The 15,834-nt window shown below is 72.0% G+C and carries 14 protein-coding genes; 8 read left to right on the top strand and 6 right to left on the bottom strand.

The genetic code is table 11. The features are described from left to right. The first annotated feature begins 30 nt into the window (after positions 1 to 30). Positions 31 to 1,209, top strand: a complete 1,179-nt coding sequence (locus IH26_RS0137240; RefSeq protein WP_281179829.1) for an MFS transporter — start codon at positions 31 to 33, stop codon at positions 1,207 to 1,209. 70 nt (positions 1,210 to 1,279) lie between these two features. Here IH26_RS0137240 and IH26_RS0137245 read toward each other — a convergent pair whose 3' ends face one another. The 4 genes from IH26_RS0137245 to IH26_RS0137260 are packed head-to-tail and all read right to left on the bottom strand — an operon-like array spanning position 1,280 to position 5,675. Then, positions 1,280 to 2,098 (bottom strand): carbohydrate ABC transporter permease, encoded by an 819-nt coding sequence (locus tag IH26_RS0137245; RefSeq protein WP_030440982.1) that lies wholly within the window; start codon positions 2,096 to 2,098, stop codon positions 1,280 to 1,282. Then, the gene (locus tag IH26_RS0137250) at positions 2,095 to 3,015 is read right to left on the bottom strand and encodes a carbohydrate ABC transporter permease (protein WP_034216760.1); all 921 of its coding nucleotides are present in this window, start codon (positions 3,013 to 3,015) and stop codon (positions 2,095 to 2,097) included. The genes IH26_RS0137245 and IH26_RS0137250 overlap by 4 nt, the downstream gene beginning before the upstream one ends. Further along, a complete protein-coding gene (locus IH26_RS0137255; RefSeq protein ID WP_051809219.1) occupies positions 3,015 to 4,382 on the bottom strand; it encodes an ABC transporter substrate-binding protein in 1,368 nt (455 codons plus the stop codon). Before IH26_RS0137255 ends, IH26_RS0137250 begins: the two co-directional genes overlap by 1 nt. Before the next feature lie 30 nt (positions 4,383 to 4,412). Beyond that, the gene (locus tag IH26_RS0137260; protein ID WP_030440985.1) at positions 4,413 to 5,675 is read right to left on the bottom strand and encodes a Gfo/Idh/MocA family protein; all 1,263 of its coding nucleotides are present in this window, start codon (positions 5,673 to 5,675) and stop codon (positions 4,413 to 4,415) included. A gap of 122 nt (positions 5,676 to 5,797) precedes the next feature. On the opposite strand from IH26_RS0137260, the gene IH26_RS0137265 reads away from it, so the two are divergent. The 6 genes from IH26_RS0137265 to IH26_RS0137290 all read left to right on the top strand — a co-directional run bounded on the left by IH26_RS0137265 (position 5,798) and on the right by IH26_RS0137290 (position 13,024). Next, on the top strand, positions 5,798 to 7,036 hold the full coding sequence (locus IH26_RS0137265) for an ROK family transcriptional regulator (protein ID WP_051809222.1): 1,239 nt from the start codon (positions 5,798 to 5,800) through the stop codon (positions 7,034 to 7,036). Between the two features lie 142 nt (positions 7,037 to 7,178). Continuing rightward, positions 7,179 to 9,032 (top strand): putative bifunctional diguanylate cyclase/phosphodiesterase, encoded by a 1,854-nt coding sequence (locus tag IH26_RS0137270; RefSeq protein WP_245665843.1) that lies wholly within the window; start codon positions 7,179 to 7,181, stop codon positions 9,030 to 9,032. After that, positions 9,029 to 9,916, top strand: a complete 888-nt coding sequence (locus IH26_RS0137275; RefSeq protein ID WP_030440988.1) for an ABC transporter substrate-binding protein — start codon at positions 9,029 to 9,031, stop codon at positions 9,914 to 9,916. Before IH26_RS0137270 ends, IH26_RS0137275 begins: the two co-directional genes overlap by 4 nt. Positions 9,917 to 9,944: 28 nt before the next feature. After that, positions 9,945 to 10,553, top strand: coding sequence for a TetR/AcrR family transcriptional regulator (locus IH26_RS0137280; protein ID WP_030440989.1), 609 nt, complete (start codon positions 9,945 to 9,947; stop codon positions 10,551 to 10,553). A gap of 3 nt (positions 10,554 to 10,556) precedes the next feature. Continuing rightward, complete coding sequence (locus tag IH26_RS0137285) at positions 10,557 to 11,450, top strand: ABC transporter ATP-binding protein (protein WP_030440990.1); 894 nt, start codon at positions 10,557 to 10,559, stop codon at positions 11,448 to 11,450. Continuing rightward, positions 11,447 to 13,024, top strand: coding sequence for an ABC transporter permease (locus tag IH26_RS0137290; protein WP_030440991.1), 1,578 nt, complete (start codon positions 11,447 to 11,449; stop codon positions 13,022 to 13,024). The genes IH26_RS0137285 and IH26_RS0137290 overlap by 4 nt, the downstream gene beginning before the upstream one ends. 149 nt (positions 13,025 to 13,173) lie before the next feature. Here the strand turns inward: IH26_RS0137290 and IH26_RS56470 are convergent, their stop codons facing one another. Then, a complete protein-coding gene (locus tag IH26_RS56470; RefSeq protein ID WP_051809224.1) occupies positions 13,174 to 13,956 on the bottom strand; it encodes an STAS domain-containing protein in 783 nt (260 codons plus the stop codon). A 185-nt stretch (positions 13,957 to 14,141) separates the two neighbouring features. Between IH26_RS56470 and IH26_RS0137300 the strand changes: the two genes are divergently transcribed. Further along, positions 14,142 to 15,089, top strand: coding sequence for a helix-turn-helix transcriptional regulator (locus IH26_RS0137300; RefSeq protein ID WP_030440993.1), 948 nt, complete (start codon positions 14,142 to 14,144; stop codon positions 15,087 to 15,089). Here IH26_RS0137300 and IH26_RS0137305 read toward each other — a convergent pair. Next, entirely contained in the window at positions 15,086 to 15,826 is a 741-nt protein-coding gene (locus IH26_RS0137305) for an alpha/beta fold hydrolase (RefSeq protein ID WP_030440994.1), read from the bottom strand. The two genes, IH26_RS0137300 and IH26_RS0137305, sit on opposite strands and share 4 nt — an antisense overlap. Positions 15,827 to 15,834 lie beyond the last annotated feature (8 nt).

Here is a 15,834-nt window from a genome sequence, read left to right on the forward strand (position 1 = left end):
GTCCGGGCCGCACCGGGTTGACTGGTCCGAGTGCGTCGCGCCCTGATTCCCCTGCTCGCCCTGGCCTGCGGTCTCACCGTGGCCAACCTCTACTACTCGCAACCCCTGCTCGGCCTCATCGCCGGCAAGTTCGGCGTGAGCGAGGGCGCGGCCACCGTCGTGGTCACCCTCACCCAGATCGGGTACGCGCTGGGCCTGCTCCTGCTGCTGCCCCTGGGCGACCTGGTCGAGAACCGGCGGCTGACCACCCGGCTGTTGCTCGGCACCGCGGCGTCGCTGCTGGTGGCGGCGCTGGCCCCGGCGTACGCAATCTTCTTGGTCTTCTCGGTTTTGATCGGCGTCACGTCGGTCGTCGCGCAGATCCTCGTGCCGTTCGCGGCGCATCTGGCGCCGGCGTCGCAGCGGGGCGCGATCGTCGGCAAGGTGATGAGCGGCTTGTTGCTGGGCATCCTGCTGGCCCGGACGGTGTCCAGCTTCGCCGGCGGGCTGTGGGGCTGGCGGGCGATCTACTTCATCTCGGCCGCGCTGATGCTGGCCCTGGCGGTGGTTCTGTACCGGGCGTTGCCGCAGCGTCCCCCTTCGCACGCCGCGCGCTACGGTTCCCTGCTGCGCAGCGTGCTGGAGCTCGCCCGCTCGGAGCCGGCCCTGCGCCGGCGGGCGGTGTGCCAGGGCCTGCTCTTCGGGGCGTTCAGCGCATTCTGGACGGGGATCGCGTACGAGCTGATCGACGAACACGGCTTCAACCAGTCGCAGATCGCCGTCTTCGCCCTGATCGGCGCGGGCGGCGCGGCGGCGGCCCCGATCGCCGGCAAACTGGCCGACCGAGGCTACGGGTCGCGGGGCAGCGGCGGTGCCCTGCTGCTGGCGGCCTTGATGGCCCTGCTGGCCGCGGCGGGCCACGGCAGCGTGATCGTGTTGGCGGTCGCCGGCGTGCTGCTCGACTTCGCGGTCCAGGCCCACCAGGTGATGAGCCAGCACGAGATCTACGCGTTGCGGGCCGACGCCCGAGCCCGCATCAACACCGTCTTCATGACCACGGTCTTCACCGGCGGCGCCATTTCCTCGGCCCTGACCGGAGTCTTGCACCACCGCTACGGCTGGACGGGCGCGTGCTTGCTGGCGGCGGGGTGCGCGACGGCGGCGTTGGCGGTGTGGGCGGTCGCGCGATGGCGGGCCTCGACGCGGGTGCGGGAGGCCGCCATCCGGTGACGCGGTGGCATCGCAAATAGAACACGCAAGCGCCGCAAATCGAAAGCGACCGGGACACCCGTGTCCGCATTCACCCCTTGAGCGCGCCGTCCAGGACTCCTCGGATGAAGTGGCGCTGGAAGAAGAGGTAGATCGCCACGACCGGGGCGATGACGATCAGGGTCGCGGCGGCCAGGGACGGGATGTCGACGTTGTATTCGCCGGTGAAGTAGCCCAGGCCCGCCGGGGCGGTGCGGCGGGCCGGGTCCTGGATCAGGATGAGCGGCAGCAGGAACTGGTTCCAGCACCAGACGAAATACAGGACGCCCAGGGTGGTCACGGCGGGACGGGAATTGGGCAGCAGGATGCGCCACAGGGTCGACCAGGAGGTGGCGCCGTCCAGGCGGGCGGCCTCGATCAGGCCGGTCGGCATGGTGGCGAAGTGGGAGCGCATCCAGAAGGTACCGAACGGCATGAAGGCGGCGATCTCCACCAGCGCCAGGCCGTAGCGGGTGTCGGTCAGGCCGAGCGCGCGCAGGTCGTAGTAGAGCGGGATCACGGTCACCTCGGCCGGTAGGGCGAGGCCCAGCAGGAGGTAGCCGAAGATCTTGCGGCCGCCGGGCACCTCCATGGTGGCCAGCGCGTAGCCGGCGAGCGTGGCGAACAGCACCGAGGCCGGCACTACGGCGACCGCGACCAGGCCGCTGGAGAGCAGCAGCCGGCCGAAGCCCGCCTTGCTCCACGCCGTGCCGAAGTTCTCCAGGTGCAGCCCGTGCGGCGCCTCCAGCCCGGTCAGCGGGGTGCCGGCCGGCTGGATCGAGGCGGACAGCAGGGACAGGAACGGCACGAAGACGGCGACCAGGAACAGCGTCAGGACCGCGGGCGCCGCGAGCCGGCGCGGGAGGCTCACGGCCGCTCCCGGGACAGCCTGGTGATCACCAGGACGACCGCGAAGATCACCAGCGTGAGCACCACGGCGAGGGCGCTGGCCAGGCCGACGGCGCCGCCGCCGAACGCGAGGCGGTAGATCAGGATGCCGGGCACGACCGTGGTCGTGCCCGGGCCGCCCCCGGTCGTGATGTAGACGAGGTCGAAGCTGGACAGCGCGGCGATCACGGTGATCGACAAGGCCACCGCGATCTCGGGCCGCAGCAGCGGCACCGTGATCGAGAGGAACTCCCGGACCGGGCCGGCGCCGTCGACCCGGGAGGCCTCGTAGATCTCCCCGTCGATGCGCTGCGTGCCGGAGAGGAACAGCACCATGCACAGCCCCGACACCACCCACGTGCCGACCACGCCGACCGCGACCAGCGCCCAGTCGAAGCTGCCCAGCCAGGCCTGGGCCCACCGGCCCAGCCCCACCGCCTGCAGCACCTGATTGACGGTGCCCTGCTCGGCGTACACCCAGCGCCAGATGATGCCCACCGCGACCAGCGGCAGCACCTGCGGCAGGAACACGACCGCGCGGATCACGGCGAGGCCGCGCCGCCGCCGGCGCGCCACGATCGCGGCGCAGACCAGCCCCAGCGCGATCGGCAGCACCGAGAAGAACAGGATCAGCGTCCCGGCGTGCTCGGCGGCCGCCCGCAGCTCCGGGTCGGCGACCACCGAGCGGTAGTTGCCGAGACCGGCGAACGACGGCAGGGTCACCCCGTCCCAGTTGAAGAACGAGAGATACGCCGTGTGCAGCGCGGGCAGCACGGTGAACAGCGTGTACAGCAACAGCGCGGGCGCCAGGTAGAGCAGGCCCGACCACCGGCGACGGCGGCGCCGGCGCTGTCGTGCGCGCGGCGGCGCGGTCACCGGGGCGGGCGCGATGTCCAGCATCACTGCTGGTGGTACTTGTCGAAGTCGGCCTGGAGCAGGGCGAGGAACTGGTCGACCGTGGCCTTGCCGCCGGCCAGTTGCTGCAACGCGTTCGTGAGCGTGTCGGACATGGTCGGCGTGGACGCGTTCTGGATGAACGGTTCGAGACCCTGATCTCGTACGGTCGCCTGCCAGCCGGTCAGCAGCGAGCCGAACAGCCCGGCCTGGCTCGGCATGGCGTCGGCCTTCGGCGCCATGAACCCGGCCTTCGCTGTCAACGGGGCCGCATCGGCGCTGCCCACGAAGTCGAGGAAGGCGGCCGCGGCCGCGGCACTCTTGGTCTTGGCCGACACGCAGTAGTACACGCCCGCACCGGTCGTGTGGATCTTCGCATCGGCGGTGGCCTGCGGCATCGTGAAGTAGCCCGCGTTGTCGCCGAGCCCCTTGCCGACCGCGGCGGCCGCCCAGTTACCGCTGATCCGGAAGACCCCCTGCCCCTTGGCGAACGCGGCGGTGGCGTCGTTGTCGCTGATTCCGTTCACGTTGCTGGAAATGTATCCCTTGGTCACCCAGCGCTGGATGGTTTCCGCCGCGGTCCTGGCCCCGGGCAGCACGATCGAGGCGCCCGAGTGGCCGAAGGCCCACGCCTCCCGGTCGGCCGGGGCCAGGAAGACCGAGAGCAGTTCGTTGAACGGGTGGTTGAGGCCGCCGTCCAGGTTGCCGACCACCAGAGGCAGCTCGCCGGCCGCCTTGGCCTTGGCGAACATGGCCTCCAGCTCGTCGACCGTCTTGGCCGGCGTGGTCAGGCCGAGGCGGGCGGCCTTCTGCTTGTTGTAGTAGACGCCCTCGAAGGACAGGCCGCCCGGAACCCCGTACAGCGAACCGGTCCCGACGGTCTTGCCGTCCGGGCTGAAGGTGATCTGGTCGAGGCCCGGGAACTTCGAACTCCACCCGTACGCGGTCGCATAGCCGTCCGCGTTGAGCAGCAGGCCGCCGGGCACCAGGTTTTGCATGCCCGGGGTGAACTGGGCGATGTCGGGCGGGGTCGCCGCGGACATCGTCAGGTTGATGCTCTTGAGGTAGTCGTCCCAGCCCGTGTACTGGCGCTTGAACGTCACGTTCGGATATTTCGCCCGGAACGCGTCGAGCAGTCCCTGGGTCATCGTGGTGTCGTCGGCGTCGGCCACGGTGAGCGTGACCGGGTCACTGGGCACGGCCGTGGAGACCGGCCCGGCGCTCGCCGTGGAGCCGGCCGCCGAGGATCCCGGGGTCAGCGAGCTGCACCCGGCCACGGTGACGGCGCCGGCCGCGGCCAGGCCGGAGAGGAGGGCACGCCGGGAGAATCCCCGGCCGATCGGTGAGAGAGGGGTACGCGGCAGCGGGCTCATGATGATCTCCCCTGGATAGGGCTTCGCAGATCAGTCGATGGAGACGGTGCGGCCTTCCCGCCGGGACTGCTCGGCGGCGAAGACGAGATGGTGCGCGGCCAGCGCCTCGTCGGCGGAGGCCCCGATCCAGCCGGTGTCGCGGGTGGCGACGGCCCTGATGAACGCGTCCATCAGGCCGGCGTCGCCACCCACGTGGCCGGAGAGCAGCGGGTCGTCGGGGCTGACCGGCACCTCGACGTCGAGCGTCTCGGTCCGGCGGGTGCGGAAGTCGGTCACCCGGATGCGGGTGCCGTCGCAATAGATCTCGCCCAGCGTGCCGAACAGGTGGGTCTGCCGCGGCCTGCTGGTGGTGAAGGCGGTCATCGTGAACGTCGCGGTCGCGCCGCCCTCGAACTCGAGCGCGACCACCTGGTGATCGACGACGTCGTTGTCGCAGGCCCAGACGCACCGCCCGTAGGGACCCGAGCGGAGCGCCTCGGCCACCGACTCGGCGTCGGGCCGGGGGGTGAGCACCCGCAGCGGCCAGTGCAGGTCGCCGGCCGCCAGGTGATCGTTGTAGATGCGGACCGCGGAGTAGGCGCAGGTCTGCTGGAGCGTGCAGTCGGTGCACCGGTCGGCCGCCCCGGCCGGCTTGTTCTCCGGCCGGAACAGCTTGAGGCCGCCGAACGAGGAGATCGACCGGACCGGCCGGCCCACCATGAACCGGAGCCAGTCGAGGTCGTGGCAGGACTTGGCGAGCAGCATCGGCGCGCTCTGGTCCGCGCGCCGCCAGTTTCCCCGCACGTACGAGTGCGCGTAGTGGGCGAAGCCCACCGGCTCGAGATGGTCGACGCTGACGATCTCGCCGATCCGGCCGGACGCCACCATGTCGCGCAGGACCTGCGTGTACGGCGCATAGCGCAGGACGTGGCAGACGCCGAAGACGACCTTGTTGTGCCGGACCGCCTCGACGACCCGGCGGCATTCTTCCTCGGTGGGCGCGATCGGCTTCTCCAGCAGGATGTCGTAGCCCGCCTCGGCGAACGCGACCGCGGGCGCCACGTGCTGCGCGTCCTGGGTCGTGATGATCGCGACGTCGGCGACCTTCGGCCTGGTGATCAACTCTCGCCAGTCGGCCGCCGCGACCGCACCCGGGTGGCGCAGGACCGCGTCGGCGCGCCGCTCGGGATCGGGATCGGCCACCGCCACCACGCGGGCCCGCTCGGGGTGCTCGGCGATCCAGTGACCGTAGATGTCCCCGCGGATGCCGGCGCCGACCAGGATCACGCGCACCACATCGTCGTCCCCGCCCATGCCGACCTCCTCGGAGAGGTTTAATAACGCAATTTCTTTTTTTAATTGCCGAGACGATAGGCTTCGCGACGCGCGGCGGGCAAGCCGCCGTTACCCAACTGTTACCGTCCCTAAGGAGTCTGGTGGACCAGGTCCCCTCAGGTGCCGACTTCGTCTGGCCGCTCGGCGGGCGGGTGGCCGGATCGCCGTCGCCGGCCGTGGTCGGGGTGGGTGACCTGCGCGCCGCCAACGCCGCGGCGGTGCTGGGCGCCGTCCGTACGGCCGACGAGCCGCCGCGGGTGGCCGGCCTGGCCGAGGCGACCGGCCTGTCCCGCCCCACGGTCGAGATGATCGTCGACGACCTCATCGGCTCCGGCCTGGTCGAGGAGACGGACCGCCCGCCGGCCCGCGGGCTTCGCTCCCCCGGCCGGCCCGCCCGGCTGTTCCGGTTCCGCCCCTCGGCCGGCTACGTGATCAGCGTCGACGTGCGCACCCGGGCGATCCGCGCGGCGCTCGCCGACCTGGACGGCCGGGTGCTCGCCGTGCGCCAGCGCGCGGTACGCGACGGCGCCGGCGGCCGCGGCCGAGCCGGCGCGGTCGTCGCCGCGGCGCAGGCCGTCCTCGCCGCCGCCGAGGTCCCGGCCGGCCGGGTGTGCGCCGCCACGATCGGCACCCCCGGCGTCGTCGACCCGGGCAACCTCCGCATCCGCCAGGCCGACAACCTGATCGGCTGGGCCGGCACCGACGTGGTCCAGGTCCTCGGCGACGCGCTCGGCTGCCCGGTCGCGGTGGAGAACGACGCCAATCTGGCCGCGCTCGGCGAGCATTGGCGGGGCGCCGGCGCCGACGTCCGGGAGATGATGTTCATCCTGCTGGCCGAGCGCCTCGGCGCCGGCATCATCACCGGCGGGCGCCTGCTCCGCGGCCAGCACGGCGCGGCCGGCGAGATCGGCTTCATCCACTTCCCGCTGCCGGCCGCCGTCGCGGGCGGCGACGACCCGGACCGCCCGGGCCTGCGCTGGGCGGGCGAATCCGACGTGATAGCCGCCGCCGCGGCCGGCACGCCGGAGGCCGTCGCGGTCCTGGAGTCGACCGGCCGCCGCCTGGCCGACGGCGTCGCGCCCGTCCTACTGGCCCTCGACCCGGCCCTGGTCGTGATCGGCACCGGCCTGTTCGCCGACCCGGCCGCGGCCCCCGCCGCCGAGTTGGTGCGCGGCGCCGCCGAACGCCAGGCCCGGACGCTGCTGGTCGATCCGCCCGACTGGCGGCTCTCGCAGCTGGCCGACGACGCCATCCTGACCGGCGGCGTCCGCTTCGGGCTGGCCGCGGTCGAGCACATCCTCGCGACCCGACCCACCAGCCTCTTCGCCGACAAGCCCTAGGCGACTGGTGTTGAACGCGGCACGTTGGTAGCCGGAGACTTCTCAACCGGGCTGCAACCCGGTCGATAGGCGGTCCGTGCGGCGAGGCAGAGGCGGGCGGCGAGGGACGCGATCGGGGTCGCGGCTGTTCGCCATCTACTCCGTGGTCAGCCTGCTGCCGGTCGGCGCGCTCGGCCTGGTACTGCTCTCCGGCGTGCGGGGCGACGCCGCCAAGCAGGGCCAGGACCAGGGCAAGGCGCAGGCCGCGGTGATCGCCGAGATGGCCATCGCCCCGGCCCTGGACGATGCCGACCTGACCCAGGGCATCACCGCCGGCCAGCGGGACAGCCTGGCCAAGGCCACCGACCTGGCGCTCTACCACGGCTCGGTGCTGCGGATGCGGCTGCGCAACTTCAACGGCCAGGTGATCTTCTCGGACGATGGCTCGACCTCCGGCGGGGTGCCGGTCACCGACCCGGCCTTCCAGTCGGCCTCGCTCGGCACGTCGGCGGCCACCCTGGTCCGGGACGCCGAGGCGCCGGGCGGGCAGATCATCCAGGTGCTGCAGCCGGTCTTCGCCCGGGCCTCCGGCGAGGCGATCGGCGTGCTGGAGCTTTATCTGCCGTACGACAAAATCGCCGCCCGCCTGCACCAGCAGATGGTCGTCACCTACCGGCGCCTCGGCGTCGGTCTGGGCCTGCTCTACCTGGCCGTCTCGCTGATCTCCTGGTCGACCACCCGGTCGCTGCGGCGGTACGCGGCCCGGCAGGCGCACGAGGCTCTGCACGACGGGCTCACCGGCCTGCCCAACCGGGAGGCCTTCCGGCAGCGGGCCGCCGACGCGGTGGGCGAGCGGCGGGACGGCGCCGTGGTGGTGGTCGACCTCAACCGGTTCAAGGAGGTCAACGACACGCTCGGGCACCACGCCGGCGACCAGCTGCTGCGGGTGATCACCGGGCGGCTGCGGAGCGCGCTGCGCGCCGAGGACACCGTGGCCCGGCTCGGCGGCGACGAGTTCGCGCTGATCCTGCCCGGGCTGGACGCGGCCGGCGTGCGCACCCTGCTCGAGCGGGTCCGCGCCGAACTGACCCGGGAGATGGTGCTGGACGGCGTGCCGCTGAGCATCGAGGCGAGCTTCGGCGTCGCGCTCTACCCGGCGCACGGCGACGACGTCGAGCGGCTGCTCCGGCACGCGGACGCGGCCATGTACCAGGGCAAGCGCGGCGCCGCCGACATCGTGATCTACAGCGGCGAGCGGGTGGCGCAACCGACCCAGTGGCTGGTGGTGCAGGCCGAGCTGCGGCACGCCCTCGAACGGGACGAGCTGGTGCTGCACTACCAGCCCAAGGTGCGGCTCGCCGACGGCGTGGTGACCGGGGTGGAGGCGCTGGTGCGCTGGCAGCACCCGGAGCGCGGACTGCTGCCGCCGGCCGCGTTCCTGCCGGCCGCCGAGCAGTCCGGGCTGATCGAGCCGCTGACCGCGTGGGTGCTGCGCCGGGCGCTGGCCGACCAGCGGGCGTGGACGGCGGCCGGCCGGGACTGGGCGGTCTCGGTCAACGTCTCGGCCCGCAACCTGGAGACGCCCTCGTTCGCGTCCTCGGTGATCGACCTGTGGAACTCTCCCAAGCGGCTGGTTCTGGAGATCACCGAGACCGCGGTGGTGGACGACGTGGCGGCGGCCCAGCACGCGCTGCGGGAGTTGGCCGCGGCCGGGATCGGCCTGTCGGTGGACGACTTCGGCGCCGGATACACCAGCCTCGGCCGGCTGCGCGGGGTGCCGCTGACCGAAATCAAGATCGATCGCAGTTTCGTCGAGGAATCCCCGGAGAACCGGGCGATCGTCCGCGGGGTGGTCGCCCTGGCGCACGGGCTGGGCTGCCGGGTGACCGCCGAGGGTGTGGAGACGGCCGAGGTGGCGGCGTGGGTCGCGGCGGCCGGGTGTGACGACGCGCAGGGGTATTTCTACTCGCGGCCGGTGCCGTGGGCGCAGGTGCCGACTCTGGAGGGGGTTCGATGAGGAAGATCATTGCGGCGGCTCTTCTGGTGCTCGCGACCGCGGGCTGCGGCTCGTCCGAAATGTCGGCTACCGCCTCCACCGCCTCGGTGGACAACAGCGTCCAGTTCGACCAGGCGCTGCACGACAAGCTGCCGCTGTCGGTGCGCAACACGAAGACCCTGCGCTTCCTGACCGACGCGAGCTACGCGCCGATGGAGCAGTTCGCCCCGGACGGCCGTACGATCGTCGGCTTCGAGCCCGATCTCGCCGACGCGCTCGGCCGGGTCCTCGGCGTGCGGGTCCAGATGGTCGAGGGATCGTTCCAGACCACCCTCGACCGGATCGCCGATGGCACCTACGACGCCGCGTTCATGTCCATGACCGACACTCCCGCGCGGGAGAAGAGGGTCGACTTCATCGACTACTTCACGGCCGGCACCTCGATCGTGGTGCAGCGCGGGAATCCGGCCGGGGTCAGCGGGCTGGACAGCCTGTGCGGGCAGATCGTCGCCGTCGAGCAGAGCACCACGCAGGCCGACCTGCTGCGCCGTTCGCAGAAGCAGTGCGGTGGCCGGCCGATCCAGATCATCCAGACCAAGACCAACGCCGACGCGCTGCTGCAACTGCGGACCGGCCGGGCGGCCGCGGTGCTCAACGACTACCCGCCCGCGTCGCACCTGGCCACGGACAACCGGACCAGCAACTACTTCCAGCTGGCCTCGACCGCCCAGTACGAGCCCGGGCTGTTCGGCATCCCGGTCGCCAAGGGCAACACCCAGCTCCGCGGGGTGCTCCAGGCAGCGCTGGAAAAGGTGATCGCCTCGGGCACGTACGCCGACCTGCTCGCCCGCTGGGGCCTGAGTGACGGAGCAGTCAAAACCGTGACAGTGAACGGGGCACACTGACTACACACTTGTGTAGTAATCTGCAGGTGTGAGTAGCCCCAGCGACCTGACGGCCCGCGCCCGGATCCGCGACGCGGCCATCGACCTGTTCGCCGACCGTGGCATCGAGGGCGCCACGATCCGCGACATCGCGCAGAAGGCGGGCGTCTCGTCCGGGCTGTTGCGGCACCATTTCGGCTCCAAGGAGGGCCTCCGCGACGCCTGCGACGAGTACGTGTTGAGCGAGCTGATCGGCATGGGGCTGCGCTTCACCGAGTTCCAGTCGGTCGACGGCATCACCACCGACACGCTGCGCCTGCAGCGCTACATGACCCGTTCGGTGCTGGAGCACTCGCCCGCCGGCTCGGCGCTGTTCGACCGGGTCATGGAGTTCGGCGAGCGGTGGTTGGCGACCACCGACCTCAAAACCGACGATCCGAAGGCGTTTCTCGCCGTGCTCAGCGTGATGAAGATGTCCATGATGACCTCCCGCGACCTGCTGACCCGGGTGCTCGGCGCCGACACCGGCGAGCCCGAGGGCTGGACCCGGGTGGTGAAGGCCGCGCTGGAGATCTTCTCGACCCCGCTGATCACCGCGGAGCAGGCCGCTCTGGCGCGTGCCGCGCTGGACCGGCTCCACACCCCCAACGAGGAGTAACCCATGTCCGAGGCCATCGATGCCGAGGGACTGATCAAGCGGTTCGGCAAGGTCACCGCCCTGGACGGGCTCGACCTGCGGGTCCGCACCGGCGAGGTGCACGGCTTTCTCGGCCCGAACGGCGCCGGCAAGACCACCACGATCCGCATCCTGCTCGGCCTGATGCGGCACGACGGCGGCACTGTCCGCCTGCTCGGCGGCGACCCATGGTCGGCCGCGACGGCGCTGCACCGCCGCCTCACGTACGTGCCGGGCGACGTCACGCTCTGGCCGAACCTGACCGGCGGCGAGGTGATCGACCTGCTCGGCCGGCTGCGCGGCGGGCTCGATCCGCGGCGCAAGGCCGAGCTGCTCGAGCGCTTCCAGCTCGACCCGCGCAAGAAGGGCCGCACCTACTCCAAGGGCAACCGGCAGAAGGTGGCGCTGGTCGCGGCGCTCGCCTCCGACGTCGAACTGCTCATCCTGGACGAGCCGACCAGCGGCCTCGACCCGCTGATGGAAGAGGTCTTCCGCGAGGTCGTTCTGCAGGAAAAAAGCCGAGGCGACCGTACGGTGCTGCTCTCCAGCCACATCCTCGCCGAGGTCGAGGCCCTCTGCGACCGGCTCACGATCATCCGGGAGGGCCGCGCGGTCGAGACCGGCACCCTCGACGACCTGCGGCACCTCACCCGCACGTCGATCCAGGCCGAGCTGACCGGCCCGCCGGACGGCCTGGCCACCCTGCCCGGGGTGCACGACCTGCGCACCGACAACGGCAAGATCCGCTTCGACGTGGACACCGACGCGCTCGAGCCGGCCCTGCAGACCCTGGTCAAGGTGGGCGTGCGCAGCCTGGTCAGCCAGCCGCCGTCGCTGGAGGAGCTGTTCCTGCGGCAGTACCAGCGGGACGAGCGGTGACCGGGACCGGCCGGCTGATCCGGCTGATCCTGCGCCGCGACCGGGTGATCCTGCCGATCTGGATCCTGGTCCTCGGCCTGCTCCCGATCGGCACGTTCAACTCGTTCCAGGGCCTGTTCCCGACCGATGCCGAGCGGATCAACTTCGCGCACGTCTCGGCCGGCAACGCCGGGTTCGTCGCCCTCTACGGCCTGCTTCGCGGCGACTCGTTCGCGGCGCTGACCAGCTGGCGGGTCGGCTTCGGGACCGTGATGATCGGCCTGGCCGCGCTGCTCACCGTCATCCGGCACACCCGCGCCGACGAGGAGGCCGGCCGCACCGAGCTGATCGGCTCGACGGTCGTCGGCCGGCACGCGCCGCTGGCCGCCGCCCTGATCACCACGGCCGGCGCGTCCCTCCTCACCGGACTGCTCATCTTCGCCAGCCTGGCCGGCAAGAGCGGCTCGGTGAGCGGCTCGCTCGCCTTCGGCGCCGAGTTCGTGGCCGCCGGCTGGATCTTCGCGGCGATCGCGGCGATCACCGCCCAGCTGACGGGCAGCGCCCGCTCGGCCCGCTCGATCGCCATCGCCGTCCTCGGCGCCTCGTATGCGCTGCGCGTCGGCGGCGACATCTCCGCGCTGGGCACCGGCAGCCTGTCCTGGCTCTCCTGGGTCTCCCCGATCGGCTGGGTCACCCACATCTTCCCGTACGGCGCGCTCAACTGGTGGCCGGTCGTCCTGTCGGCGCTGCTCACCGCCGTGGCCATCGCGGTGGCGGTCGACCTGCGCGGCCGGCGCGACCTGGGCGACGGCTTGTTCGCCGCGCGCCTGGGCAGAGCAAATGCAACACCTTCCTTGCGTACGCCGCTGGCGCTGGCCTGGCGCCTGCACCGTGGCCTGCTGATCGGCTGGACGATCGGCCTCGGCCTGCTCGGCCTGATCTTCGGCGGCGTGGGCGGCAGCGTCCTCGACATCGCCAAGGACAACAAGGGCCTCTCCGACATCTTCGCCCGGCTCGGCGGCTCCGACCAGATCGTCGACAGTTACCTGGCGGGCACGGCCGGCATAGTCGGCCTGATCGCCGCCTGTTACGCGGTGCAGGCCACGCTCCGGCTGCGCGAGGAGGAGACCACCGGCCACGCCGAGGCGGTGCTGGCCACCTCGGTGTCCCGCCTGGCCTGGGCCGGCAGCCACCTGCTCTTCTCGCTGCTGGGCCCGGCGCTGGCGCTCTTCGCCGAGGGCGTGGTGACCGGCCTGGTCTACACCCAGGGCGACTTCGGCGACATCCTCGGCGGCGTGATGCTCCAACTGCCGGCCGTCTGGGTGCTGGCCGCGGTGGCCGTGCTCATCTTCGGCCTGCTGCCACGCTGGTCGCTGGCGGCGTGGGCGGCCCCGGCGGCCTGCCTGCTGATCCTGCTGGTCGGCGAGACGCTGCAGCTCAACCACTGGCTGCTCGACATCTCCCCGTTCACCCACGTGCCGCGCCTGCCGGGCGGCGCCGTCTCGGCGACCCCGGTCCTCACCATGCTCGCGGTCGCCCTGGTGGTCGGTGTCGCCGGCCTGGCCGGGCTGCGGCGCCGCAACATCCCGGACTGACGGCCGGCCCTGCCTCGCCCCCGCGCGACGGCAGGGCCGCCGGCCGGCGCTCCCGGCCGGCGCCGCTCCCGGCCGGCGCCGCTCCCCGGCCGACGCCGCTCCCGCCTGCGCCGTTCCCGGCCTGCGCCGTTCCCGGACGGCGCCGCTCCCTACGGCGTGCCGGGGTCCGCCGCGCCGGCGGACCCCGGGGAGCGGCGGCGATTCGTCCGGAGCAGGGCCCAGACGATCTTTCCGCCGGGGATCCGGGTGGCGCCCCAATACGTGCTCGTGATCTCGACCAGCCGGAGCCCGCGCCCGGTTTCCGGCGGCGGGACATGGCAGGTCGGCGGCCGCGTGTCCACCGGGCGCGGCATGGTTGGGCTGCCGTCCCGGACGGCGATGCGCAGATAGCGGCCGGTATACCCGGCGGTGAGCTCGAACGCCGTGGCGGCGTGCCGGATCGCGTTGGCGGCCAGTTCGGAGGCGACCAGCCGGGCGGGCTCGTTCAGCAGCCCCAGGTTCCAGATCAGGCACGCCTCGTCGAGCACCGCCCGGGCCTCGGCCGCGGCGGTCGGCTGGGGCCGCAGCCGCTGCCGGATCCAGCGCGGCACGTGGGCATGGACCGCGGTCAAGGCATGCCAGCGGTCGTCGTAGAGCGAGACGAGGGTACGGAACGCGCCGAGGCACCGCCGGACCTGCGGGGTGGGTGCGTAGAGCAGGACCGGTACGCCCCAGGCCCGCTGCGCCTGATGGGTCGCGGCGGCGAGGACGTTCAGCGGAGCCGAGTCGGCCCGGGACACATCGGACAGGTCGACCAGCACCGCCGGCGGACACTCCGCGGCGGCGGTACCGATCGTGGCGCGTACCGTGGTCTGGGTCGTAGCGGTCAAGTCGCCGGTGAGCCGGACCGTGGTGACGCCGGTGTCCAGATCTCGCACTTTGGTGGTTCGCATCCTGCCCCTCGCAGTGCCGTCGCCGTCTCGAAATCGATGGAAGTAGCCTGCTCCCACCCTGGTCGGTACGCCTTCCGCCAACTACACCGAAAACGAAAGTCGGGTCGCCCGTCCTGTCGCGGCAGCGAAGTCGTCGCCGCCATCGGGGGATGTTCGCGACGGGGGATTTCGGCCAGGCTGGGGCCGTGCGGCCGATTTCGGTGTTCGAGACGGAGGATCTCGACGAGGCACACGCAATGTTGGAACGCACCTACACCCGGATGCGGCTCAACGTGACCGGCGACGAGCATCATCTGCGGCTCGCGCGGACCGACCTCGGATCGCTGTCGCTGCACCATCTCACCTTCGGGATGCACTTCGACGCCGATCTGACGCCCCCCGACCTGATTTCGGTCGCCCGCTGCCGGTCCGGCCGGATGACCCGCCAGATCGGCCGGGAGACTCTCCACTGCGGACCGGGCACGCTCTTCCTGCCCCCGCCGGCGGTCCGGGGCCACGTGCGCGTCGAAGATCTCGACGGCGAGTACGCCTTCTTCCCCGCCGACATCTTCGCCCAGTTCGCCGACGTCGCGCCCGGCCGCAAGGCCGGCTCGATCCGGTTCACCGGCTACCGGCCGATCTCCGCCCAGGCGGCCGCGACCTGGTGCCAGACCTACGACTACGTACGGGTCACCGTCGCCGGCACGCTCCAGGCGGCCGAGTCACTGGTGGCCGACTCCGCCGTCCGCCTCCTCGCCACGGTGGCGCTGAGCGCCTTCCCCAACACCGCCATGCACGAGCCCACCATCGCCGACCGGCACGACGCCCACCCCGCCAACCTGCGCCGAGCCATCACCTTCATCGACGAGAACGCCGACCGCGACATCACCCCGGCCGACATCGCCTTGGCGGCCCGGGTCACGATCCGGGCCCTGCAGCTGGCCTTCCGCCGGCACCTGGACACCACCCCGACGGCCTACCTGCGCCGGGTACGCCTCGACCACGCCCACCGCCAGCTGCAGGCCGCCGACCCGGCCCTCACCACGGTCTCCTCGATCGCGATGCGCTGGGGCTTCGCCAGCCACAGCAGCTTCACCGCCCGCTACCACGCCGCCTATGGCGTCCCACCCTCGGAAACCCTCCGCCGCCGCTAGGTGTGCCAGAAACGGCGCAGCGCTTCGGCGCTGCCTCCGGGATCCTGCGCCATCCACCAGTGGCCGACGTCGTCGAGCGTTGCCACGGCGGCCCCGGCTCGTGCGGCGGAGCGCCGTCGCATGGTCTCGGTGCCGACGAACCGGTCCGCCGTACCGAGGATGACCAGGCCGGGGCGGCGGGCGGCGGCCTCGAGGTCGCGGCCGAGCCGGGCCATCACCGGCTGGGCAGCGGACCGGTAGAACGTCAGAATCGCCCGGCCCATCTCCAGACCCTGAGCCGGCGCCACCTTTCGGGCGGCGGTCTCGGGCATCCCGGCGGCCGCCAGCCGCGCGATCCTCTCGTCGATCGTGCCGCCGAGCAGTTCGGCGACCGATGCCTCGCCGGCGCCCTCGGTCTGCCAGGTGGTAGCCAAGGCGTGCCACGTGTAGTCCGGGTCGAAGACGCCGACGGAGTCGCTGACCCAGGTACGGATGAGCTCCGGCCGGGTCATCGCCACGCCCAGCACCGTGCTGCCGCCGACGTCGTGCCCGACCAGGTCGACCGGTTCGCCGATGGCCTCGAGCTCACCGGCCAGCCAGTCCCGGTAGCCGGTCACCGTGCACGCGAAGCCGTCCGGTATCGGCGCGCCGAAGCCGGGCGGACTGAGACGGAGCACGTCGGCGCAATCCAGATGGTCCAGCAGCGAATCCCAGATCGCGGCCGACTCGGGATTGCCGTTGACGAACACGGCTGTCACGACCAAAC

It is taken from the genome of Actinoplanes subtropicus, from assembly GCF_000721705.1.
Taxonomy (GTDB): domain Bacteria; phylum Actinomycetota; class Actinomycetes; order Mycobacteriales; family Micromonosporaceae; genus Actinoplanes; species Actinoplanes subtropicus.